Below are 21,663 nucleotides of genomic sequence, written 5' to 3'. Positions count from 1 at the left end.
GGTTAGCTGCCCATGCGGCGTTCGAGCCGTTCGACGGTCTGCGCCGGAACTTCCGGCTGCGCGAGCTGACCCAAGAGCCGGGTCTTCATTGCGGCGGGGATGTCGGGGCTGTCCTCAACAAACTGGCGCAGGCGGGCGCGGCGGTCTGCGCTGAGTTCCAGCATCTGGGCGGTGTCGTCGGACTGGGGCGCATTGCCTACGGGGCGGACCCTGAGGCCGGGGCCCAGAAGCGGGCTGCGCTCGGTCACGATGTCCAGCCCGTCGAGGCCGTCGCCGGACACGAGAATGTCGTTGCCCTGTCGGCGGACGAGCGTGACGGGGACGGCGCGCAGGCGATCCTCGGCGGTCAGGGCCAGCACGGTGCCGTCCGAGCCGAGCGCCGTGGCGGGCAGGCGAACGACGTTGTCGAGCGGCGGTTCCTCGATCAGGACCGAGACGAAGTCGCGGGGCTTGAGGCCTTGGGGGTCGTCGATGCGGGCATAGACCAGACGCCCGGTCTGGCCTTCCTCGACCCCGGCGCTGTCGCGGGTGAGGCGACCGGTGGTTTCCATTTCCAGCCCGAAGACGTCGAGGCGGATGCGAACGGGGGCGAGGATCAGGTCGCCGTTTTCATCCAGCAGGCGACGGTGCTGGGCGGTGGAGACACGGAAGGCCACATCGAGCGCGGTGGTGTCGATGAGATCGGCCAGTTTTTCGTTGGCGGAAACGAGCCGCCCTTCGACCACGCTGACGCCCTGAAGCGTGCCGGTGAAAGGGGCGGTGATGGTGGTCTCGTCCAGTGCCTTTTGCGCCTCGGCGAGCGCGATGCGGCTGCGCGAGAGGCGGGTCTGGGCCTGGTCGACGCGGGCCTCGGCGGTGGCCTCGGCCTGACGGCGGGTCAAAACAGCCTGCTCGGAACTGGCGGCGTCGAGTTCGGCAAGTTCCACGGCGGCGGCGGTGCCGACGCCGCGCTCTTCAAGGTCCAACTGGCGGTCGAGAGCACTTTTGCGCAGCTCGGCCTGGGACTGCGCCGCGGCAAGCTCGTCGCGGGCGAGGTTGAGGCCCCGCTCGGCCTCGCGCACCTCGGCCTCGGCATCGGTCAGATCGGCGCGGGCGAGGTCAAGGGCGAATTGCGCGTCCGACGGGTCGATCCGCGCCAGAACCTGCCCGTCGCGGACGCGGCCGCCATCTTCGAAAAGTGCTGTCAACTCGGTGATGCGGCCCGGGGTATCGGAGCGGATTTCGAGCGTGCGACGGCTTTCGACCTCGCCATAGGCGGTCAGGACGGGCGTTTGCGTGCCCGGCGTTGCGGTGACGGTGTTGACGGCGAAGACGCGTTCGCGCCGCTCGGGCGCTTGGGTTTCGGCGCTCATGCGTTCCTGCACGGCGGAAAACACGATTTGACCGGCATAGGCGAACAGGCCCACTGTCAGGGACAGCAGGAACAGTCCGGTCAGGCTGTGGCGCAGGAACCGCATTCAGATCAACCTTTTAAGCCACTTGGCGCGGGGCAGTCATACCATAAAGATAGATGCTCGCGGCAAGGTTTCATGGGGCTGATACGCGGCCAAAGGTCACTTCCGTCGCAAATGTTCGTCCAGACGCGGCATTATTTCGACGAAATTGCAGGGGCTGTGGCGGTAATCGAACTGGTAGGCCAGGATTTCGTCCCATGCATCCTTGCAGGCGCCGGGACTGCCGGGCAGGGCGAAAAGATAGGTGCCGTTCGCCACGCCCCCGGTGGCGCGGGATTGAACGGCGGAGGTTCCGATCTTTTTCATCGAGACGATGGTGAAGACCGTGCCGAACGCGTCGATTTCCTTTTCGTAGACATCCCTGTGCGCCTCGACGGTCACGTCGCGGCCCGTCAGGCCGGTGCCGCCGGTGGACAGGATCACGTCGATCTCGGGGCTGGCGATCCATTCGCGCAGCTGCTCGGTGATCTGGTCGCGCTCGTCGCGGACGACCATGCGGTCGGCGAGAACGTGGCCCGCGGCCTCGATGCGTTCGACCAGCACGGCGCCGGAGCGGTCCTGACTGAGGTCGCGGCTGTCGGAGACGGTCAGAACGGCGATGCGGACCGGGATGAATTCCTTGGTTTCGTCGATCTTGGACATTGGCGTATGCTGTGCTTTCAGGTCTCAGGGGTGATGTCGAACCAGTTGGGGCGGGGGCCGAGGTTGACCACCTGCGTGGCGCCGATGCGTCCGGTCACGCCCCAGCTGTCGTGGATATGACCGCAGAGGGCCAGCTTCGGCTGGATGCGCTCGATTGCGTCGCGGATGGCGGTGGAGCCAACGGACATGTCCAGCGAGGTGAGGTCGGCCACGCCTTTGGGCGGGGAATGCAGGACGAGGATATCGGCGGTCTCGCAGGGCGCGAGCAACGCCGCGGCCTCTTCGTTGGACAGATCGCAGGACCAGTCGCCGAAGGGCGTGACCGGCACGCCGTAGCCGAGGCCGAAGAATGTGAGGTCGCCTTGGCTGGTGCAGGTGCCATGCAGCACGGTCATGTTGGGCAGGGCCGCTGAGGTCAGTTCGTCGAAGCTTTCGGCGTTGCCGGGGACGGCGATGATGGGTGCGGTGATGCCCGAGAGCATGTGCATCGCCTCGTCCAAGTCGGCGCGGTGGTTGCAGAAATCCCCCGCGCCGATGACGAGGTCGGCCTCGGCGCTGGCGGTCACCAGTTCGGCGGCGCGGGCACGGGCAAGGTGCAGGTCGGAAAAGGCGAGAAGCTTCATGTCTGTCCTTCGAGGCGGGCCTGAAGGTCGAGCAGGTCGGCCCAGGCGGTGCGTTTCTCATGGGGTTTGCGCAAGAGGTAGGCGGGGTGGAACATCGGCAGGGCGGGCTTGCCGAAGGCTTGGGTCCACTGGCCGCGCAGGCGGGTGATGCCGCGTTTGCCGAGCGAGGCCTGACAGCTGATATTGCCCATGAGCACGATCACCTCAGGGTCGGCAAGCTGTACGTGGCGTTCCACGAAGGGCAGCATCATGGCGATTTCCTGGGGATTCGGATCGCGGTTCTGCGGCGGGCGCCAGGGCAGGATGTTGGTGATGTAGGCGCTGGTGGCGGGATCGTCGTTCTGTCGCGACAGGCCGATGGCGGCGAGCATCCTGTCCAGGAGCTGCCCGGCGCGGCCGACGAAGGGCTTGCCCTGCTGGTCCTCGTCACGGCCCGGCGCCTCGCCGATGATCATCAGGCGGGCGGAGGGGTGGCCGTCGGAGAACACGAGGTTGCGCGCGCCGCGTTTCAGGTCGCAATGCTCGAACGCGGCGAGGGCGGATTTGAGCGCGTCGAGGGAGCCTGCGTCGGCGGCGGCGAATCCGGCCTCGGCGGCAGTGTCGACCGCGGGTTCCTTGGCCGGGATGGGGGGCGCTGGCTCCGGTTTCTTGGCCGGTGTCAGCTTTTCAGGTACCTCATAGCGGTTCACGGGCGTATCGCCGATCGCCTCGGTCGCGCCGAGGTCGATCTGCCAGTCGAGCATGGCAAGGGCGGTGTGCGAATCCAAGGGGGCGGTCATGGGGCGGAAGATAGCGGCTGTGGCGAGGCGGGGGAAGACGGGTTGCATGTTCGGCAGCTTGGCCTGGCTTTCCGGGGGGCGTGGGCTTTCGCCCACCCTACGCTTGCCCCGGCGCGCCCGCTTTCCTATAAGCGCGCAGGCAGTTGACGTCGGAGCGGTGGCATGGCTTTTCAACACGCGCATCTTCTGGGGATCGAGCCCCTGGCGCAGTCGGATATCTCTACCCTGCTTGATTTGTCGGACCAGTACGTGGACCTCAATCGCCGCGACCAGAAGCATGCCGATGCGCTGGCGGGTCTGACGCAGATCAACATGTTTTTCGAGAACTCGACCCGGACGCAGGCCAGTTTCGAGCTGGCGGGCAAGCGGCTGGGTGCGGATGTGATGAACATGGCGATGCAGGCGTCCTCGATCAAGAAAGGCGAGACTCTGATCGATACGGCGATGACGCTGAACGCGATGCATCCCGACCTTCTGGTGGTGCGCCATCCGCAATCGGGGGCGGTGGACCTGCTGGCGCAAAAAGTGAATTGCGCCGTTCTGAATGCGGGTGACGGGCGGCACGAGCACCCCACCCAGGCGCTCTTGGATGCGCTGACAATCCGGCGGGCGAAAGGCCGGCTGCATCGGTTGAGCATCGCGATCTGCGGGGATATCGCTCATTCCCGTGTGGCGCGGTCGAACATCATCCTTCTGGGCAAGATGGAGAACCGGGTGCGGCTGGTGGGGCCGCCCACGCTGATGCCGTCGGGGATTGCCGACTTCGGTGTCGAGGTGTTCGAGGACATGCGCGAAGGGCTGAAGGATGTGGACGTCGTGATGATGCTGCGCCTGCAACGGGAACGGATGGATGGCGGCTTCATCCCCAGCGAGCGGGAATATTACCACCGCTACGGTCTGGATGCCGAAAAGCTGGGCCATGCCAAGGCGGATGCAATCGTGATGCATCCCGGCCCGATGAACCGGGGCGTGGAAATCGACGGAGAGATCGCCGACGACATCAATCGCAGCGTGATCCAGGAACAGGTCGAGATGGGCGTGGCCGTGCGCATGGCCGCGATGGACCTGCTGGCACGAAACCTGCGGGCAAGGCCCAAGGAGGTGATGGCATGAGCGACCGGATCGAAATCCGTGAAAGCGAGAGCGGCGTGGTACGCGTCTTTGACGTGAATCTGGACCGCGCGGAGGCCGAGACCTTCAACCGGCGCAACGGCAGTTGGCCGTTGCGGGATGCCCTTGGGGCCGAAACGCTGGACCCGCATCATGTCGACCTGATCCAGGTGGAGGACCTGACCGGCTTTGGCCTGCACCAGTACCTGGAAGAGGGGATGGGCGTTTCCCGGGACGATCTGGAAGACGAGCACGTAGTCATTGAGGGTCTGAAGGGTACAGTGCTGATCGTCGGCTCGCGGGCCTTTGGCGGGCAGGCGCAGGTTTTGACCCCGCGGGCGCCAGTGACGCTGGTGGCGACGTTGAACGAAGAGAAGGCGCCGGTGCAGTTCGAACCGCTGCCAAGCGCCGGGGCGCAAGTGGCACCCGCACCGGAGGAGGCCACCGAGGCCGAGCCGAAGAAGAAATCGGACGCGGCGATGTTGGGCCGTGTGGCGATGATCGCGCTGCTAGTCCTGTTCGTTTTGACGGCCGTTGTGGTGTGGGTGGCTTCGTGAGCGACCCGCGTTCCGTCATGGTGCCGCAGGCGGAACTTGAACCCGGAGAGCGGGTTTTGGAGATTTTTCACGCTGATCGCACGGCGTATTGGCGTGACCATGCCTGGATGGCCGCGGGCGCGATGGCGCTGGGCACGGGCGTGCTTTGGGCCATCGGCAATCCGCATGTCTGGACGGGTGCCGTGGGCGGGTTGGCCGCGATCGCGGTACGCGCCGGGTATTTGGCGTCGGACGAGATGAAGGCGCGGTGGGATCTGACCGACCGGCGCGTGCTGGGCCCTCTGGGCAAGCAGGCGTGGTTGCGGGACATCGCGCAGGTGCGCGTGCTGGGCTCGGCTGTGCAGATCGTCACGGCGGGGGGAGACAAGCACCTGATGAAATACCAAGCCGACCGGGACGCCGTGAAGACCCGGATCGAGGCGGCGGTGGCGGAGGCGCGCCCATGACAGCCCCGCAGGACGAGTGGGAGGGCATCCTCGACCCCGGCGAACAGGTGCTTTGGCAGGGACGGCCCGATCCGGCGATCACGTTCCGGGCCGCGAATGCCGTGGCGCTGGTCTTCGGCTTGTTCTTCGCGGGGTTCGCGCTGTTCTGGATGGTGATGGCGGCGCAGGCGGGTGGTCTGTTCTGGGTGTTCGGCTTGATCCATTTTTCGGTCGGGCTGGGGATCGCCTTTGGTGGGATCTTCTGGGAGCCTTGGAAACGGCGGCACACGTGGTACACGCTGACCGACAGGCGGGCCTTCATTGCGCAGGACCTGCCGTTTCGGGGCCGGACGCTGAAAAGCTATCCCACAACGGACCGGACAAGGCTTGAGTTCCGGGATAGTACGCCGGGGTCGATTATGTTCGATCACGAGATGAGACGGCGCAAGAACGGGCATTACCGCGTGGACATTGGTTTCGAGCGGATCGCGGAGGCCGGGGAGGTGCTGCGTCTGATGCGGCAGGTTCAGGAAAGGCAGAGTGCATGACGAAGGTGCTGTTCGAGAACGCTCGACTGGTCGATCCCGAGGCCGGCGAGGTGACCGAGGGCTGGCTGCTGGTCGAGGGTGGCCGCATCAAGGCTCGGGGATATGAGCGGGCCGCCCAAGGGGCGGATAAGCGGGTCGATTGCGGCGGCAAATTCCTGGCACCGGGCATGGTGGACTTGGGCGTCAAGGTCTGCGAACCGGGCGAGCGGCACAAGGAAAGTTACCGCAGCGCCGGGGCTGCGGCGGCGGCGGGCGGCGTGACGACGATGATCACCCGGCCCGACACGCTGACCGCGATCGACAGCCCGGAGACGCTGGAATTCGTCGCCCGCCGCGCCAATGAGGCGGCGCCGGTCAACGTGCTGCCCATGGCGGCACTGACCAAGGGGCGCGAGGGGCGGGAGATGACCGAGATCGGGTTCCTGATGGATGCCGGTGCCGTGGCCTTTACCGATTGTGACCATGTGGTGACCGACAACAAGGTGCTGAGCCGGGCGCTGACCTATGCGCGCAGCCTGGGCGCTTTGGTCATCGGGCATGTGCAGGATCCGGGGCTGAGCGCCGGGGCGGCGGCGACGAGCGGCAAGTTCGCCTCGTTGCGCGGCCTGCCGGGGGTGGGCACTGTGGCCGAGCGCTTGGGGCTGGAGCGTGACCTTGCGCTGGTCGAGGCCACGGGCGCGCGGTATCACATCGATCAGGTGACGACGGCGGTCAGCCTGCCGGCGCTGGACCGCGCCAAGGCGGCGGGTCTGGACGTGACCGCTGGCACATCGATACATCATCTGACCCTGAACGAGCTGGACGTGGCGGACTATCGCACCTTTTTCAAGGTCAAGCCGCCGCTGCGGTCCGAGGACGACCGCCGCGCCATGGTCGAGGCCGTGCGAGACGGCAGGATCGACATCATCGGGTCGATGCACACGCCACAGGACGAGGAATCCAAGCGCCTTCCCTTCGAGGAGGCGGCGAGCGGCGCGGTGGCGCTGGAAACCCTGCTGCCGGCGGCGCTGCGACTTTATCATTCCGGAGAGCTGGACCTGCCGGTGCTGTTTCGCGCGCTGGCGCTGAATCCCGCAAAGCGCCTGGGTCTGGAGGCCGGGCGCTTGGCCGAGGGTGCCCCGGCGGACCTTGTTCTGTTCGACGCCGATGTGCCTTTCGTGCTGGACCGCTGGACGCTGCGCTCGAAATCGAAAAATACCCCGTTTGACGGGCAACGCTTGCAGGGTAGGGTTGTTGCGACCTATGTTTCCGGGAAAGTAGTTTTCGAGAACTTAAATGCCTGATTTCCAGTCGAGTTTGACCGTTCTCGCCTTGTGGGGCGTCATTGGATACCTGATTGGGTCGATCCCGTTCGGGATGGTGGTGGCCCGTGTCCTGGGTCTTGGAAACCTTCGCAACATCGGATCGGGCAATATCGGCGCCACCAACGTGTTACGCACGGGCAACAAGCTGGGGGCGGCGGCGACGCTGATCCTGGACGGTGGCAAGGGCGCTGTCGCCGTGCTTCTGGCGCGGGCGATGGCGGGCGAGGATGCCGCGCAACTGGCGGGGCTCGCCGCTTTTGCCGGGCATTGCTACCCGGTCTGGCTGTCGTTTCGCGGCGGCAAGGGGGTGGCGACGTTCCTGGGAATCATGCTGGCGCTGGCCTGGCCGGTGGGCATTGCATGTTGCCTGAGCTGGTTGGTGGCGGCGGCAGCGACACGGATTTCGAGCATGGCGGCGATCTACATGGCGGCGCTGTCGACAATCTGGATGGTGTTCCTGGGGTACAGGGACCTGTTCGTGCTGGGCATCGTATTGACCCTGTTCATCTTTTTTCGTCACGGCACCAATATACGGCGGTTGCGGGACGGGACGGAGCCGAAGATCGGCCAGAAATGATCCCGGCCGCGGGTGGTGCGGCATTCTTCGCCAATATCGCTAAAAGAGAAATGCACAGGTGTAGGGCTTGACCTTTCCGCGCGTTCTGATATTTCTGCTATGACAGAAATTTTTGGAATCGCGCCATGGAGCTTTCGCCGGCCACACAGAACTTCATCCTTCACTGGGGAGAGATGGGGGCGAAGTGGGGGGTCAACCGCTCGGTCGCGCAGATCCACGCGTTGCTGCATGTCATGCCGGACCCGATGACGGCCGAGGAAATAAGCGAGACGCTCAACCTTGCGCGGTCGAACGTCTCCAACGGCCTGAAGGAGTTGCAGGCCTGGAAGCTGGTGAAGGTCAGCCGGCAACTGGGCGATCGGCGGGATCATTTCACTTCGGTGCGGGATATGTTCGACCTTGTGACCGTTGTCATCGAGGGGCGCCGGGAACGGGAATACGCGCCGACACTGGCCGCGCTGAGAGCGGTGGCCGAAGAGGCCGAAGCGGATGGCACACCAAAGAACGTGCAAGGACGTATCCGCGAGACGCTCGACACGATGCAGCTGTTCGACGACTGGTATCGCGACGTTTCTCGCTTGCCGCGTTCGGTGCAGTTGAGCGCCGTCAAACTGGGCGCACGGATCGCGAAGTTCCTGCCGAAAGGCAAAACCGGATAAAAAATTTGGCTAGATATTTCACTCATGACAGAAATAACTGCAAATAAAAAACCACGCGAGACTTACGTGGTCGATCCCGTGGCGTTCTTTTTTGCGCTGGTGGGCGCACCGCTGGCGGTGGCCGTTGGGGGCTTCTGGGCCTTGGGTATTCCGGTCTTCGCAGTGGTGTTCGGCGGGCCGTTCTACCTGGCAATCGGGGTGCCGGTGCTGCTGTGGTACCTGGGCCGCAGACCGCCGGAACCGTGGCGCATCGCGGGGCTGGCGCTGGTCAGTTACGGCGTGCCGGCGGGCATCTTCATGCTGTACCTGCTGGTGACCGGTGGCCAGAGCGCGGCGCAGGAATTCGTCATATTCGCCGGGTTCGGCCTGATCTTTGCCCCGCTTTGGGGTGGCGTATTCGGAATCTTCTACCGCAATTTCCGGCGCGAGTTCTACGCGCGCCCCATCTGAAGGAGAAACGACATGATGGTATTTTTACTGAGTTTCATCGGGCTGGCTCTGGCCGCATTGGCGGTGTTGACCCGAATGATCCTGCTGATCGGATCGATGCAGCGGGACTGTCCCGAGACCGGGGCCGCGGCGCAGCTGGTGGCGGTCACCGTGGCCACGGGGTTTTGCGCCATTGGAGCGGGCGGCGTGTTGCTGATCGCGGCGGCGTTCCCGATTTTGGCGCAGGCGCCGGTGATGGCGTTTTTCGTCGGGCTGGGGCTTGCGGTGCTGTGCCTCGGGCTCGGGTTTTCGCACGCGGTGAACACGCTGCGGCTGACGCTTTACAGGTCCAAGGTGCTTGCCGATAGCTGAGGCGGGCGTCGTAAACGAGGAAGGCCGCCCCGGTCGGGGCGGTCTTTTCTGTTTGCGTGGGAGGCCCCGGGTCAAGCCCGGGGCGGGCTCCTAGGTCAAGCCCGGGGCGGGCTCCTAGGTCAAGCCCGGGGCGGGCGCGCTAGTCAGTAGCTGAATTCTTCGTAAATCTTGGTCAGGTCGCCGTTCCACGCGCCGTGATAGCGTTCGAGCAGTTCATCGGCGGGCACGCGGCCCGAGTCGACGCTTTCCTGAAGGGCATTGAGGAAATGGGTCTCATCGGGGACCATGCCGCCTGCGCCGGGGCGGGCGCGGGCCTTTAGCCCGACCTCGGCGATGGAAAGCACCTCGCGCGCGAGGTCGTGCATCGAGATGTTGCCAACCTTGGCATCCAGCGCTTCGACGCTGGCGGCGACACGCAGGGCTTCGCGCGTCTCGGCATCCCAGCCCTTGGCCATATCCCATGCCGCGTCGAGCGCGGACTGGTCGTACATCAGCCCGACCCAAAAGGCGGGCAGGGCGCATAGCCGCCGCCACGGGCCGCCGTCGGCGCCGCGCATTTCCATGAACTTCTTGATCCGCGCCTCGGGGAAGATCGTGGTGAGGTGATCGGCCCAGTCCGACAGCGTGGGGGTTTCGCCGGGGAGCGCGGGCAGTTGACCCTTGAGGAAATCGCGGAAGGACTGGCCGAGCGCGTCGATATACTGCCCGTCGCGGTAGACGAAATACATCGGCACATCGAGCGCGTAATCGGCGTAGCGTTCGAACCCGAAGCCATCCTCGAACACAAAGGGCAGCATGCCGGTGCGATCCGCATCCAGGTCGCGCCAGACGCGGGCGCGCCAGGACTTGTGGCCGTTGGGCTGTCCGTCGAGGAAGGGCGAATTGGCAAAAAGCGCGGTGGCTACGGGTTGCAGTGCCAGCGCGACGCGCAGTTTCTGCACCATGTCAGCCTCGGACGCGAAATCGAGGTTGACCTGCACGGTGCAGGTGCGGCGCATCATGGTCTGGCCCATAGTGCCGACCTTTTGCATGTAGGCGTCCATGAGCTTGTAGCGGCCCTTGGGCATCATCGGCATGTCTTCGTGCCGCCAGATCGGTGCCGCTCCAAGGCCGATGAAGCCGACACCGACCTTGTCGGCGACGTCCTTGACCTCGGCCAAGTGGACGTTCACCTCATCGCAGGTGTGGTGGATGGTCTCGACCGGGGCACCGGAGAGTTCAAGCTGGCCGCCGGGTTCAAGCGACACGTTGGCGCCGTCCTTTTCCAGGCCAATGAGTTTGTCCCCTTCCATGACCGGGGACCAGCCGTGCTTGTCACGCAGGCCTTCCAGAACGGCGCGCACGCTGCGGTCGCCGTCATAGGGGATGGGCTTGAGCGTGTCCTTGCAGTAGCCGAACTTCTCGTGCTCGGTGCCGATGCGCCAGTCGTCGCGTGGTTTGCAGCCGCTTTCGAGATAGCCTGCCAGTTGGGCCTCTGACTCGATCGGGCCGCCGCCAGATTGGGGGATGGACATAGAGAATTTTCCTGCGTTGCGCGCGAACTTGGGGGAGAGGCTTGGCCCGAATGGGCGGGGGTGTCAATGCAGCCGATTGGAGTAGTTGGACCAGACGGTGACGATGTTGCGATCTTGTGATGAGAGCGCCGCGAGCATTTTCTGCACACGCAGGCCCGGCAGTGTGGCGAAGGCGTCAAAGAGCGCGTCGGCCCCTTGCGCGGTGGTCGGGATCATGAGGGTGGGCTGGCCGGGTTGATGTAGGCCCCAGTGCGCGGGCTTGGCGGCGTGGTCGAGCGTGAGGCGGGACATCTCGGCCAGATCGACGGTACCGCCGGTGAGCGGGCCGAAATAGGTGACGCGGCCTTCATCCACCTGCACGATGCCGGGCCCGCCGGTGGCGCCGCGAAAGCGGGCGCGTTGCAGGCCGATGAAGCCGAGTGCGGTGCCGATGGGCAAGAGGACGTAGCCAACCCATGAGAGGATGCCGATGAAGCCAAGCGACCACCAAGCGCCGAGGGCGATCACCGCGATGCCGATTAGCACCTCGCGCCAGCGGGTGAGGCTTTGAGCGGCTTCGGGGCGGATGAAGCTCATGTCCAGTCTCCGAAGCGCTGTTGCCAGACGGTCATGGCGGCCACGGCGGCGGTGTCGGCGCGCAGGATGCGCGGGCCGAGGGCGGTGGGATGGGCGAAGGGCAGGGCGTTGAGGCGCGCGCGCTCGGCGTCGGAAAAACCGCCCTCGGGGCCGATCAGGATGGCCCAGGGCGCCGCTTGTCCTTCTTTGCGGGCGGCCTCGCTCGGGCCGGCGAGGGCTTCGTCGCAGAACATCAGTTGGCGGCCCTCGGGCCAGTCGGCAAGCAGGCGGTCGAGCTTTTGCAGGTCCGTCACTTCGGGGACATAAGTGCCGCCGCATTGCTCGGCGGCCTCGACGGCGTGGGCTTGCAGTCGGTCCTGCCGGATGCGTTCGGAATTGGTGAAATCGGTCTGAACGGGCAAGATGCGGGCGGCGCCCATCTCGGCGGCTTTCTCGACGATGAAGTCGGTGCGGGCCTTCTTGATCGGGGCAAAGAGCAGCCAGAGGTCGGGCGGGTCTTGCTGAGGGCGGGTCTGGCGCTCGACGTTCAGCAGGCCTTTGCGCTTGCCGGCCTCGGCCACGGTGGCGTGCCATTCGCCATCATGGCCGTTGAAGAGCAGGACGGCGTCGCCCGTGCCCTGCCGCATGACCCCGAAGAGATAATGCGCCTGGTCGCGGTCCAGAGGAACCGTTTGCCCTTCCCCGAGGGGGTGCTCTACATAAAGCCTGATCTTTGCAGTCGACATGGGGCTAACATATGACCGGACCGAACCAGACGCCAGATGCGACCGGCGAGGTGGCCGATGCCGTCAAGGGCAATTGGGTGGACCGCTCGGCCCCGGCCTGGAGCCGGCCCTACCTGCGGCTGAGCCGGGCGGACCGGCCGATCGGGACGTGGCTGCTGCTGTTGCCGTGCTGGTGGGGGTTGCTCTTGTCTATGCTGCATGACGGGCGCGCCCATTGGCATGATTTATGGATTTTCGCAGGCTGCGGGATTGGCGCGTTCCTGATGCGGGGCGCGGGGTGCACGTGGAACGATATCACCGACCGGCACATCGACGGGTCAGTTTCGCGCACTGCCTCGCGCCCGATCCCGTCAGGGCAGGTGAGCGTGATGCAGGCGCTGGCGTGGCTGGTGGCGCAGGCGCTGGTGGCGTTCTGTATTCTGCTGACGTTCAACATGGCGGCGATCATCCTGGGAATTATCTCGCTGGCTCCCGTGTGCATTTATCCCTTCGCCAAGCGGTTCACATGGTGGCCGCAGATCTTCCTTGGCCTCGCGTTCAACTGGGGCGCACTGTTGGCGTGGACGGCGCATAGCGGGCGACTGGAATGGCCGGCGGTGGTGCTGTACGTGGCCGGGATAGCGTGGACGCTGTTCTACGACACCGTCTATGCCCAGCAGGATGCCGAGGACGACGCGCTGATCGGCGTGAAGTCCACGGCGCGTCTGTTCGCAGAGCGCACGCCAGTCTGGCTTCAGCGATTTCTTATCGGCGCGGTCAGCCTGATGGCTATCGCGGTGATCGGCGCGGCTGTGGGCGGCTCGGCCTTGGCGGTTCTGGTGGCGCTGATCGGACCGTGGGCGTTCGGCTGGCACATGTTCTGGCAGCTCAGGCAGTTCGACATGCAGGACGATCCGACGCTCTTGCGATTGTTCCGGTCGAACCGCGATGCGGGCCTGCTGCCCCTGCCGTTTTTCGCCGCAGCCTTGTTCGTTTGATTGCACTCGCGCCCCGTGGCGAATAAATAGGCTGGGTGGTAAACAACGGCGAGCCTTGGGTTCATGCGCCTTTCCTCCATTTTCGCCATTCTCGGGACGTTTTTCCTGGCCTTCGTGCTGTGCCTTTTCGCGGCGCGATTCTCGGTACAGGTGATCGAGGAAGGCTCGCGCAACGCGGTGCGTGACACGCTGGACGAGCGCGGGATGACCTGGACGGAGGTGGATGCGGACGGATTGCAGGTGTTTCTTGCCGGCACGGCGCCGTCCGAGGCCACGCGTTTTCGGGCGCTGTCCATCGCGGGAAGCGTGGTGGAATCGGCGCGGATCATCGACCAGATGCTGGTCGCTGACAGTGCCGACATTGCGCCACCGCGATTCTCGGTCGAGATCCTGAGCAATGACAGCGGGCTGTCGCTGATCGGGCTGATTCCCGCCGCGACCGACCGCGAGCAACTGATCGAGGACGTCGCCGAGAACGCGCCGGGCAAGGAGGTGACGGACCTTCTGGAAACAGCCGACTACCCGCGTCCCGATACCTGGGAAGACGCGCTAGACTATGCCGTGGGTGTCCTGGAACGTATGCCGCGCACCAAGATATCGGTCGAGGCCCGCAGGGTCAGCGTGGTGACGATGGCTGACAGCGACGAGGATAAGCGCAACCTCGAAACCCAGCTGGCGCGTCGGGTGCCCGACGGTGTGCGCCTGTCGCTGGACATTTCGGCTCCGCGCCCGGTTGTCACGCCGTTCACCCTGCGCTTTTTGCTGGAGGATGGAGAAGGCAGCTTTGACGCCTGTGCGGCCGATACCGAGGCTGCGCGGGACCGTATCCTGGCGGCGGCCGGTCAGGCCGGCTTGCGGCAGAAGGCACCATGCACGCTGGCGCTGGGTGTGCCGTCGCCGCAATGGGGCCGTGCGGCGGAGCTTGCGATCGGGGCGCTGGGCGAACTGGGCGGCGGTAGTGTGACGTTCTCGGACGCCGATATCGCGCTCGTGGCAGCGGAAGGGACTGACGAGAAGCTTTATGACACGGTGATCGGGCAGTTGGAGACGAGCCTGCCCGATGTCTTTGCGCTGAAGGCTGTGCTGCCCGAGCCCAAGGATGACGCCGAGCAGGCGCCGCCGGAATTCGTCGCCACGCTGTCGCCCGAGGGGCTGGTGCAGATCCGCGGCCGAGTCGAAAGCGCGCAGGCCCGCGAGATGGTCGACAGTTTCGCAAAGGCCAAGTTCAGCTCGGACGTGGTGAGCACCACTGCACGCGTGGCCGAAAACCTGCCTGCGGACTGGACGGTGCGAGTACTGACGGGGCTTGAGGCGCTGGCCTACCTGTCCAACGGCGCCGTGACGGTTGGCCCGGATGATATCGTCGTGTCGGGCCTGACCGGGCAGGAGGAAGCCAGTGCGGAAATCTCGGCGATGTTTGCCGCCAAGCTTGGCGAGGCGGCGGAGTTCGACATCGACGTCGCCTACCGGGAGGAGCTGGACCCTGTGGCCAGCAAGCCCACGCCCGAGGAATGCGAGGCGCAGATCGCCGAGGTGCAGACCGAGAACAAGATCACGTTCGAGCCGGGCGAGACCGATGTTGACGCCAACGGTGCAGAGATCATGGACCGGATCGCCGAGATCCTGAAAGCCTGCGGCGAAATCCGGATGGAAATCCAGGGCCATACCGATAGCCAGGGGCGCGAAGTGATGAACCAGCAGCTGAGCCAGGCGCGGGCGCAGTCGGTGCTGAACGAATTGCGGGCGCGGCGGGTGCTGACCTCGGCCATCCGCGCCAAGGGGTATGGCGAAAGCGACCCCATCGCCGAGAATGACAGCGAGGAAGGCCGCGAGGCCAACCGCCGGATCGAATTCCGGGTTATCCGTCCGGAACCGATCAAGGAACAGCAAACAACGCTTGAAGCGCTGGAAGAAGAAGCGCTAAACGAGACCGATGCGGCGGATGGGGACGCCGAGCAGGAATCTGGGACGGATGAACAGAACTGAATTTATCATAGCCACGGCGATTGTCCTGTTCGTGGCGTTCTGCATGGGGTGGTTCGCCAATTGGCTGGTACATCGGTTCATCCGTGTCTCGGGGTCGGATGTGGGCGAGTTGGAACGCATGGCGCAGGAGTTGCACGAGGCAGAGGAAACCCGCGATCAGGCGATCACCTACCTGCAACAGCGCGAGGCGGAGTTGACCAACCAACTGAGCCAGACCGAGGCGGAATTGTCGGCGACGATGGACGGACTGCGCGAGGCGCGGCACGAAGCCGAGGAATTGCGCAACGCGCTGGAGAAAAGCCGCGCCTGAGGCATAACGGCCTCGGGACGATCCGGCAGGGTTCACGATAGCGTAGGGCATGGTTTCGCACCGCGACAGCTTGGCGTAACCTGCGGCCAGTGCGGGGGCGAACCCCGATGCATTGAGGAGCCGTAACGCTTGTTCCTGTCGCTGAAACGCCTAGTTTGCCGGATGATCCCGTCGGGCAGTGCGGCGGGTTGCCTTGCCCGGCGCTGCGTGCGATGACCATGCGAGCCTTCGTATGATACGACGTTCCCTTCCCGTGGCCGTGGTGGCGATCCTGGTATCGCTTTTCCTGCACGTCGCAGGCTTTGGCTGGCGGCAGATCCTGGACGCGCCCGAGGAGCCGCCGGAGACGCAAGAGGTGCCGCCACCGCCTGAGACCGGACGCAATTTCGAGGATCTTGTCGAACCGCTACCGGAGCCGCCCGCGCCAGAGCCGGCAGCGGCGCCCCAGCCACCCGATGCGCAACAACCGGATCAGATGCCGACAAGCCGGGCTATGGTGGCCTCGGACAATCCCGAGAACGTCACTGCTCCTGATGGCCCTGCGGGCGATACCGGAAGCCCTGATGAGGGGGCCGATCGCCCGGCCGAGGAGACGGCAGAGGACAGCGGCGAGGACAGCAGCACGTCGGACATCGCCATGATTGCGCCTGACGCGCCGGAGGCCACCCCGCAGCCGCCTGAAGGTACCGAGGATGCCGCGCCGGAGCCCGCCGAAGAGACCGCTGAGACCGAGACGCCGCCAGAGCCCGCGACGATCACGCCAGAAACCGACGAAGCTGCGCTGGCCCCGACGCCAGAGGCACCGGAGAACGTGATCGCTGCCGAAGAGCCGGACCTGGCGGCCTCGGCCGTCACACGGTCGCTGCGCCCGCCGGCGACACGGCCCACCGCGGAACAGCTTGGGGTTCCGAACAAGCCTCCGGCGCAGGCGAGTCGCGCGCCTACCTACGAATCGCCCCTGACCGCCTATAAGCGCGACGGCACCGATCTTACTGCGCTCGGTCGCGTCGGCAATGCCAGCCCAGGCGATTTCGGTGGTTCCGGGGGGCAGGGCAATGCCGGCACGACGAATTATGCCGGACGGGTCTTGATGCAGCTCAACCGCGGTCCGCGGGTGGACAATAAGGCCACGGGGATGGCGCGGGTCTATTTTCAGATAAATCCGGACGGATCGCTGGGATGGATACGCATTCTCGACAGTTCCGGCGCGTCCGGGATCCGCAGCGCCGCCCAGGCGCAGGTTCGCAGTGCCGCCCCCTTCCCGCGTCCACCGAGCGGCCAGCCCGAGAAGCTGGTCTTCGTCTATCGCAACCGTTGAGGGGCTTGGCCCTTCTCCGCCAGCCGGTATCGCCAGAGGTGGCCAGCTTTCGCGGTGGGGCATGAAAATTCGTCCGAATTTTCAGTCTCAGATTATTCATGCGAATAATCTGAGACCCGGCACTCGGTCAATTTGAAGCTTTCAAAGCCTTCTTCCTGGTCTTCTCGGCCTTCTTGCCGGCTTTGGCCTTGATTGACTTAGCCTTGGACTTCAGCTTGCTGGCGTTCTTTTTTGCCTTGGCCTTGGTCTTGCCCGATTTCTTCTTGGCCTTTTCTTCGGCCTTGGCAGCTTTCTTTTTGGCCTTTTTGGCCTTCTTTTTCGCCTTCGCCTGAATCTTTTCGGCGGTTTTTTCCGCCTTTTCCATGTCCGCCTTTGAGGGCGCGGCCTTGGGCTTTTTGTCTTTTTTCTTGGCGTCTTTCTTGCCGGTTTTTTTCCGTCGTGGACGTCTTGGACCGTTTCGTATCTTTCGTCGATTTTTCCGCGCTGTCAGGCGTGGCGGGAGAGGCCTGCGCGTGCGTGTGCGCCATGAGATGTTTTGCGCGTGCGATCAGGATAGGCGCGGTGCCCGCGCCGATCCCCCGGACGGACAGGAAGTCGTCCGGTCTTGCCTCTGCCAGTGCCTCGGCGTCGGAGATTCCGGCCGCGACTAATTGCGCGGCAAGCCCAGGGTCGATGCCGGTGACGCGGGTGAGGTCAGTCATTTTGATGCTCCGTACGTGAGCTCAATGTATTGTTCCGGGGAACACATTGTATATACATTTTCTGCAAGGGGTCCGAAAAAATGCAGGCGTGAGGCTTCTCGGGCGTACTCGTCCGTCAAGCCTTGGCGAAACTGACGATCGCCTCCACGAGGCAGTCCAAACTGTCGGTGTGCGGTGTGCCGGGGGGAAGCGCGTGGGCCATCAGCGAGAGTTCCGTACAGGCGATCAGCAGGTGATCCGCACCGTCCGCGGTCATTCGCGCCGCAATATGCCCCAGCCTGGGAGCAAGCGTATCGAGCGCCTCGCCTGCCTTGACCGCGCGGATAATGGACAAGAGCGCTTCTTCGTCTTCGGCCCACAGCAAGGTGAGGTCATGCGCTGCGAAGGCGGTCTCGAACACGCCGGCCTTGCGTGTGGCCGGGGACGCGAGCATGCCGACCGTGCGGGCTCCCGCTGTGGCGAGGCGCGCGGCGGTCAGGTTGATCATGTTCAGAAACGGCAGGCTGGTGGCGTGGGTCACCGCGACGGCGTAGTGATGCGCGGTGTTGCACGGCATCGCCAGCGCCTGTGCGCCTGCACGTTCAAGATCCTGCGCCATGGAAATCAGAACCGGCATGGGGTCGGAGCCGCCGCCCTCGATCAATGCCTTTATCCGGGAGGGCACCTGCGAGTTCTGGTGCACGATCAGCGGAATGTGGTCGGCGTCGTCCCGTGCCGGTACGGCGGCGAGAACCTTCTGCATGAGCAGGATGGTGGCCTCTGGCCCCATCCCGCCCAGTATTCCGACCGGCTTCATCGCAGGGTTACTTAGGCACGTCGAAGCAATGGCTGTACCCGGTCAGGCCGATGGCCCCGCCGGTATGCAGAAAGACAACGCGCTCACCTTTCTTGAAGTGCCCGTTGCGGCAGAGGTCGATGAGGCCAGCGGCGCCCTTGGCCGAATAGACCGGGTCGAGCAGGATCGCCTCGGTCCGGGCGAAGAGGTCGATCGCCTCCAGTGTGTCCTCGGCGGGAATGCCGTAGCCGGGGCCGACGTAGTCGGTGTTGGCGACCACGTCCTCGCGCGCGACGACGCCGGGACAACCCAGTTTCTCGGCGGTCTTGAGGGCGAGGTTGTAGACGTTTTCCTCCTGCTTGGGTTTGGGTGCGCGGACGCCGATGCCCAAGAGCGGGATCTGCGCGTTCATCGCCTTGAGGCCGGTGATCAGGCCCGCCTGCGTGCCCGCCGAGCCGGTTGCGTGAACGATGTGGTCGACTTCGAGGCCCATGGTGACGAACTGGTTCAGCATCTCGAAGGCGCAGTTGACGTATCCCAGCGCGCCGGTGGCGTTAGAGCCGCCGCCCGGAATGGTGTAGACCTTTTTGCCCTCTTCGCGAAACTTGTCGGCCACGGCTTCCATTTCGGCATTCATGTCGAGGTCGGGGCCGCGATGTTCCATCGTCGCGCCGTGCAGGTGATCCAAGAGGACGTTGCCGTTGTATTTGTAGTTATCGTAATTGTAGCCGGTCCGGTCCTCGAGCAGGATATGGCAGGCAAGGCCAAGCTTGGCCGCCGCCGCCGCGGTCTGGCGGGCGTGGTTCGACTGGGTCGCGCCCTGGGTCATGACCATCGCGGCGCCTTGTTCCTGCGCTTCGGCCATCAGGAACTCCAGCTTGCGCGTTTTGTTGCCGCCCGTGGAGAGCCCCGTGCAGTCGTCCCGCTTGATCCAGATCTCGGGCCCGCCAAGCGCCTCGCTGAGGCGCGGCATGGGTTCGAGTGGAGTGGCCAGATGCGCTAGGCGCACGCGGGGAAACTTAGCGAGGTTCATCTTTGTCTTATCCTTTGAAATTTGCAGTGAGTTTCGCAGGTCCGGCCAGTTTGTCCAGCCGGATGTCGGCGGCCAGCGCGTGGCCTTCCATGCGTTCGGCGCGGCTGATGGCGGCGGTGGCGCGGGCAAGGTCGTGCACGGCCTCGTCCGAGGCGGTTTGCCAGGTCACGGTCTTGAGAAACTTGTGCACGGACAGCCCCCCGGTATAGCGGGCCGCACCGGATGTGGGCAGCACGTGATTGGGGCCCGACGCCTTGTCGCCGAAGCTGACGGTTGTGTTTTCGCCCAGAAAGAGCGAGCCGTAAGCGGTGAGCCGCTCGCGCCACCAATCAAGGTCCTCGGCCATCACCTGAAGATGTTCGGGTGCCTTGGCGTCGGCATATTGCGCCATGTCCTCGGGCGTGTCGCAAAGCACGATTTCGGCTTGGTCGGCCCACGCCTGGCTAGCGGCGGCGCGGTTTGGCCCCGGAAGCGTTTCGATCAGCTCGGGCACGCGGGCGAGGACCGTCTCGGCCAGCATGCGGTCGGTGGTGGCAAGCCAGACGGGGCTGGTCGTGCCATGCTCGGCCTGGCTGACCAGATCGACCGCGACGACCTCGGCATCGGCGGTGTGATCGGCGAGGATGAGGCTGTCGGTGGGGCCGGCGAACATGTCGATGCCGATGGGGCCGAACAACTGGCGCTTGGCTTCGGCGACATACGCGTTGCCGGGACCGACAAGGATATCCGCGGCGGGAGCCCCGAACATGCCGAAGGCCATGGCGGCGATGCCCTGCACGCCGCCGATGCACAGGATGCGCGTGGCGCCGGCAAGATGCATGGCATAAAGCATCGCGTCGGGAATGCCCGCGTCACCGTTGGGAGGCGAGCAAGCGGTGATATCGGGCACGCCCGCCTCGCGGGCGGTTGCAATGGACATGAGCGCCGAGGCGATATGGGTGTAGCGCCCCCCGGGCACGTAGCATCCGGCGGCCTGCACGGGTATTTGTCGCTGTCCGGCGATCAAGCCGGGGCGCAGCTCGATCTGCATATCCTGCACGGTGGCGCGTTGCGCGGCGGCAAAGCGCGAGATGTTGTCGTGGGCCCAGCGGATATGGTCGCGCAGGTCTTGCGGGACGCGCGCGATAGCAGCCTCGATCGTGGCGGCGGGCACGGCGACCTCGCCGGTCCAGCCGTCAAGCTGGCGGGCATATTCCAGGGCTGTTTGGGCTCCGCCGGCCCTTAGCCGGCCGAGCATGACCTGAACGGTGTCCGCGATGTCGGCGGCGGTTTGGGGGGGCTGACCGGGAGCGGTCTTGAGATGGGTAAGGGGCATGGCAAATCTCCTGTCCCTATCCCGACTGCGCCGATTGTAGCTTTCAAGCAAGGGGCGTGATCCTTGTGCGCCCCTGTTTTTCCAAGGCCGGAAGAGCGTTTTCGGGAAAGGCGAAACTGCGTCCGGGGCAGAAGATTATTCATACGAATAATCTTCGCCGCGAAAATTCGTACGAATTTTCGTGTCAGGCGGGACGGCCGCGCAGCATGGCGAAATGCTGTGGGATCGAGGGAATGAAGAACAACAGCCACCATCCCATACCGAACGCGATCAGTATTCCGGGGATCCACAGGATCGACAGCACGAGGCCGATGCCACCCGTGACTGTCGTTGCGACCTGTTGAGGCGCCAGACGCAGCATCAGAAGATGCAACAGTTTGCCGCCGTCCAGTGGCTGCACCGGCAAGAGGTTGAAGATGGCCAAGAAGCCGTTGATATGGGCGAAAAGCCCGAGATATTCCGCGAGCCGGGCCTGCGGTGAGGACAGGATCAGCGTCGGATCGGTGTAGGCCGATGCATTTGCGAAAACGCTGTCCCAAAGCGCGTCCGAGGCCAGCGAGGCCAGTGCCCAAAGCACGAGGTTCACGATCGGTCCCATCGCCACGATCAGTTCCTGCTGATGCGCCGTCGCCGAGCGGGCGCGTTCGCAGAAACCGCCACCGCCATAGAGCATGACCCGGCGCACGGGCACGCCCTGCACGAGGCAGGCCCAGGCGTGGCCCATTTCGTGGAGGAAGATCGAGGCCATGAGCATGCCGACGAACGCCGCCGTCCACGCGATGTCACCGCTGCCCGTGTAGGCAAAGAACGCCAGCAGAAAGAAGATCGAGCCGCCGATTTGCACAGGAACGCCAAAGGGGCCGCGAAATTCGAAAACGGGGTTGGTATCCTGGAACAAATTTTTCTTCCTTATGCCGATATCTGGCAGTCGTCTTCTGGCGCTGGATGGTTTCA

General features: G+C 64.8%; 25 protein-coding genes. 13 read left to right on the top strand and 12 right to left on the bottom strand.

Going from position 1 to position 21,663, the window contains the following annotated elements; genetic code table 11:
- Positions 1–2 precede the first annotated feature (2 nt).
- From FIU86_RS15245 to FIU86_RS15230, 4 genes are all read right to left on the bottom strand, one after another.
- The gene (locus tag FIU86_RS15245; protein ID WP_152475866.1) at positions 3–1,457 is read right to left on the bottom strand and encodes an efflux RND transporter periplasmic adaptor subunit; all 1,455 of its coding nucleotides are present in this window, start codon (positions 1,455–1,457) and stop codon (positions 3–5) included.
- Positions 1,458–1,553: 96 nt separating this feature from the next.
- Positions 1,554–2,096 (bottom strand): molybdenum cofactor biosynthesis protein B, encoded by a 543-nt coding sequence (moaB, locus tag FIU86_RS15240; RefSeq protein ID WP_152475865.1) that lies wholly within the window; start codon positions 2,094–2,096, stop codon positions 1,554–1,556.
- A gap of 17 nt (positions 2,097–2,113) precedes the next feature.
- Complete coding sequence (locus FIU86_RS15235) at positions 2,114–2,719, bottom strand: metallophosphoesterase family protein (RefSeq protein ID WP_152475864.1); 606 nt, start codon at positions 2,717–2,719, stop codon at positions 2,114–2,116.
- Positions 2,716–3,498 carry a uracil-DNA glycosylase family protein gene (locus tag FIU86_RS15230; RefSeq protein ID WP_152475863.1) on the bottom strand — a complete coding sequence of 261 codons (783 nt, stop codon included), beginning with the start codon at positions 3,496–3,498 and terminating at the stop codon, positions 2,716–2,718. Before FIU86_RS15230 ends, FIU86_RS15235 begins: the two co-directional genes overlap by 4 nt.
- 162 nt (positions 3,499–3,660) lie before the next feature.
- On the opposite strand from FIU86_RS15230, the gene FIU86_RS15225 reads away from it, so the two are divergent.
- The 9 genes from FIU86_RS15225 to FIU86_RS15185 all read left to right on the top strand — a co-directional run bounded on the left by FIU86_RS15225 (position 3,661) and on the right by FIU86_RS15185 (position 9,479).
- Positions 3,661–4,611 carry an aspartate carbamoyltransferase catalytic subunit gene (locus tag FIU86_RS15225; protein WP_152475862.1) on the top strand — a complete coding sequence of 317 codons (951 nt, stop codon included), beginning with the start codon at positions 3,661–3,663 and terminating at the stop codon, positions 4,609–4,611.
- On the top strand, positions 4,608–5,165 hold the full coding sequence (locus FIU86_RS15220) for a hypothetical protein (protein ID WP_152475861.1): 558 nt from the start codon (positions 4,608–4,610) through the stop codon (positions 5,163–5,165). The genes FIU86_RS15225 and FIU86_RS15220 overlap by 4 nt, the downstream gene beginning before the upstream one ends.
- A gap of 17 nt (positions 5,166–5,182) precedes the next feature.
- On the top strand, positions 5,183–5,611 hold the full coding sequence (locus tag FIU86_RS15215; protein ID WP_152477179.1) for a hypothetical protein: 429 nt from the start codon (positions 5,183–5,185) through the stop codon (positions 5,609–5,611).
- Positions 5,608–6,138 (top strand): aspartate carbamoyltransferase catalytic subunit, encoded by a 531-nt coding sequence (locus FIU86_RS15210; RefSeq protein ID WP_152475860.1) that lies wholly within the window; start codon positions 5,608–5,610, stop codon positions 6,136–6,138. Before FIU86_RS15215 ends, FIU86_RS15210 begins: the two co-directional genes overlap by 4 nt.
- Complete coding sequence (pyrC, locus tag FIU86_RS15205; RefSeq protein ID WP_152475859.1) at positions 6,135–7,421, top strand: dihydroorotase; 1,287 nt, start codon at positions 6,135–6,137, stop codon at positions 7,419–7,421. The genes FIU86_RS15210 and pyrC overlap by 4 nt, the downstream gene beginning before the upstream one ends.
- Positions 7,414–8,019, top strand: coding sequence for a glycerol-3-phosphate 1-O-acyltransferase PlsY (gene plsY, locus FIU86_RS15200; protein ID WP_152475858.1), 606 nt, complete (start codon positions 7,414–7,416; stop codon positions 8,017–8,019). Before pyrC ends, plsY begins: the two co-directional genes overlap by 8 nt.
- Positions 8,020–8,144: 125 nt before the next feature.
- The gene (locus tag FIU86_RS15195; protein ID WP_152475857.1) at positions 8,145–8,678 is read left to right on the top strand and encodes a GbsR/MarR family transcriptional regulator; all 534 of its coding nucleotides are present in this window, start codon (positions 8,145–8,147) and stop codon (positions 8,676–8,678) included.
- A gap of 24 nt (positions 8,679–8,702) precedes the next feature.
- Positions 8,703–9,128 carry a hypothetical protein gene (locus FIU86_RS15190; RefSeq protein ID WP_152475856.1) on the top strand — a complete coding sequence of 142 codons (426 nt, stop codon included), beginning with the start codon at positions 8,703–8,705 and terminating at the stop codon, positions 9,126–9,128.
- A 12-nt stretch (positions 9,129–9,140) separates the two neighbouring features.
- Positions 9,141–9,479, top strand: a complete 339-nt coding sequence (locus FIU86_RS15185; protein ID WP_152475855.1) for a hypothetical protein — start codon at positions 9,141–9,143, stop codon at positions 9,477–9,479.
- Between the two features lie 143 nt (positions 9,480–9,622).
- Here FIU86_RS15185 and FIU86_RS15180 read toward each other — a convergent pair whose 3' ends face one another.
- From FIU86_RS15180 to FIU86_RS15170, 3 genes are all read right to left on the bottom strand, one after another.
- Positions 9,623–10,993 carry a glutamate--cysteine ligase gene (locus tag FIU86_RS15180; protein WP_152475854.1) on the bottom strand — a complete coding sequence of 457 codons (1,371 nt, stop codon included), beginning with the start codon at positions 10,991–10,993 and terminating at the stop codon, positions 9,623–9,625.
- A gap of 63 nt (positions 10,994–11,056) precedes the next feature.
- Positions 11,057–11,569, bottom strand: a complete 513-nt coding sequence (locus FIU86_RS15175) for a hypothetical protein (protein WP_152475853.1) — start codon at positions 11,567–11,569, stop codon at positions 11,057–11,059.
- Positions 11,566–12,294, bottom strand: coding sequence for a 16S rRNA (uracil(1498)-N(3))-methyltransferase (locus tag FIU86_RS15170; protein ID WP_152475852.1), 729 nt, complete (start codon positions 12,292–12,294; stop codon positions 11,566–11,568). Before FIU86_RS15170 ends, FIU86_RS15175 begins: the two co-directional genes overlap by 4 nt.
- A gap of 11 nt (positions 12,295–12,305) precedes the next feature.
- On the opposite strand from FIU86_RS15170, the gene ubiA reads away from it, so the two are divergent.
- The 4 genes from ubiA (at position 12,306) to FIU86_RS15150 (ending at position 16,885) form a co-directional block, all read left to right on the top strand.
- Positions 12,306–13,271, top strand: coding sequence for a 4-hydroxybenzoate octaprenyltransferase (gene ubiA / locus FIU86_RS15165; protein WP_152475851.1), 966 nt, complete (start codon positions 12,306–12,308; stop codon positions 13,269–13,271).
- A gap of 63 nt (positions 13,272–13,334) precedes the next feature.
- Positions 13,335–15,257, top strand: a complete 1,923-nt coding sequence (locus FIU86_RS15160; RefSeq protein WP_152475850.1) for an OmpA family protein — start codon at positions 13,335–13,337, stop codon at positions 15,255–15,257.
- Entirely contained in the window at positions 15,244–15,567 is a 324-nt protein-coding gene (locus FIU86_RS15155; protein WP_152475849.1) for a hypothetical protein, read from the top strand. The genes FIU86_RS15160 and FIU86_RS15155 overlap by 14 nt, the downstream gene beginning before the upstream one ends.
- A gap of 232 nt (positions 15,568–15,799) precedes the next feature.
- The gene (locus tag FIU86_RS15150; protein ID WP_152475848.1) at positions 15,800–16,885 is read left to right on the top strand and encodes a cell envelope integrity protein TolA; all 1,086 of its coding nucleotides are present in this window, start codon (positions 15,800–15,802) and stop codon (positions 16,883–16,885) included.
- A gap of 197 nt (positions 16,886–17,082) precedes the next feature.
- Here FIU86_RS15150 and FIU86_RS15145 read toward each other — a convergent pair whose 3' ends face one another.
- The 5 genes from FIU86_RS15145 to FIU86_RS15125 all read right to left on the bottom strand — a co-directional run bounded on the left by FIU86_RS15145 (position 17,083) and on the right by FIU86_RS15125 (position 21,607).
- Positions 17,083–17,586, bottom strand: a complete 504-nt coding sequence (locus FIU86_RS15145) for a helix-hairpin-helix domain-containing protein (RefSeq protein ID WP_152475847.1) — start codon at positions 17,584–17,586, stop codon at positions 17,083–17,085.
- Between the two features lie 115 nt (positions 17,587–17,701).
- On the bottom strand, positions 17,702–18,382 hold the full coding sequence (locus tag FIU86_RS15140) for an aspartate/glutamate racemase family protein (protein WP_152475846.1): 681 nt from the start codon (positions 18,380–18,382) through the stop codon (positions 17,702–17,704).
- Between the two features lie 7 nt (positions 18,383–18,389).
- Positions 18,390–19,394 carry a D-cysteine desulfhydrase gene (locus tag FIU86_RS15135; protein ID WP_152475845.1) on the bottom strand — a complete coding sequence of 335 codons (1,005 nt, stop codon included), beginning with the start codon at positions 19,392–19,394 and terminating at the stop codon, positions 18,390–18,392.
- Between the two features lie 7 nt (positions 19,395–19,401).
- Positions 19,402–20,709: a histidinol dehydrogenase gene (gene hisD, locus FIU86_RS15130; RefSeq protein ID WP_152475844.1), complete on the bottom strand. Its 1,308-nt coding sequence runs from the start codon at positions 20,707–20,709 to the stop codon at positions 19,402–19,404.
- A gap of 184 nt (positions 20,710–20,893) precedes the next feature.
- Positions 20,894–21,607 carry a site-2 protease family protein gene (locus FIU86_RS15125; RefSeq protein WP_152475843.1) on the bottom strand — a complete coding sequence of 238 codons (714 nt, stop codon included), beginning with the start codon at positions 21,605–21,607 and terminating at the stop codon, positions 20,894–20,896.
- Between the last annotated feature and the right edge of the window lie 56 nt (positions 21,608–21,663).

It is taken from the genome of Roseovarius sp. THAF9 (genome assembly GCF_009363715.1).
GTDB lineage: Bacteria > Pseudomonadota > Alphaproteobacteria > Rhodobacterales > Rhodobacteraceae > Roseovarius.
This window is presented reverse-complemented; position numbering and strand designations above follow the sequence as displayed.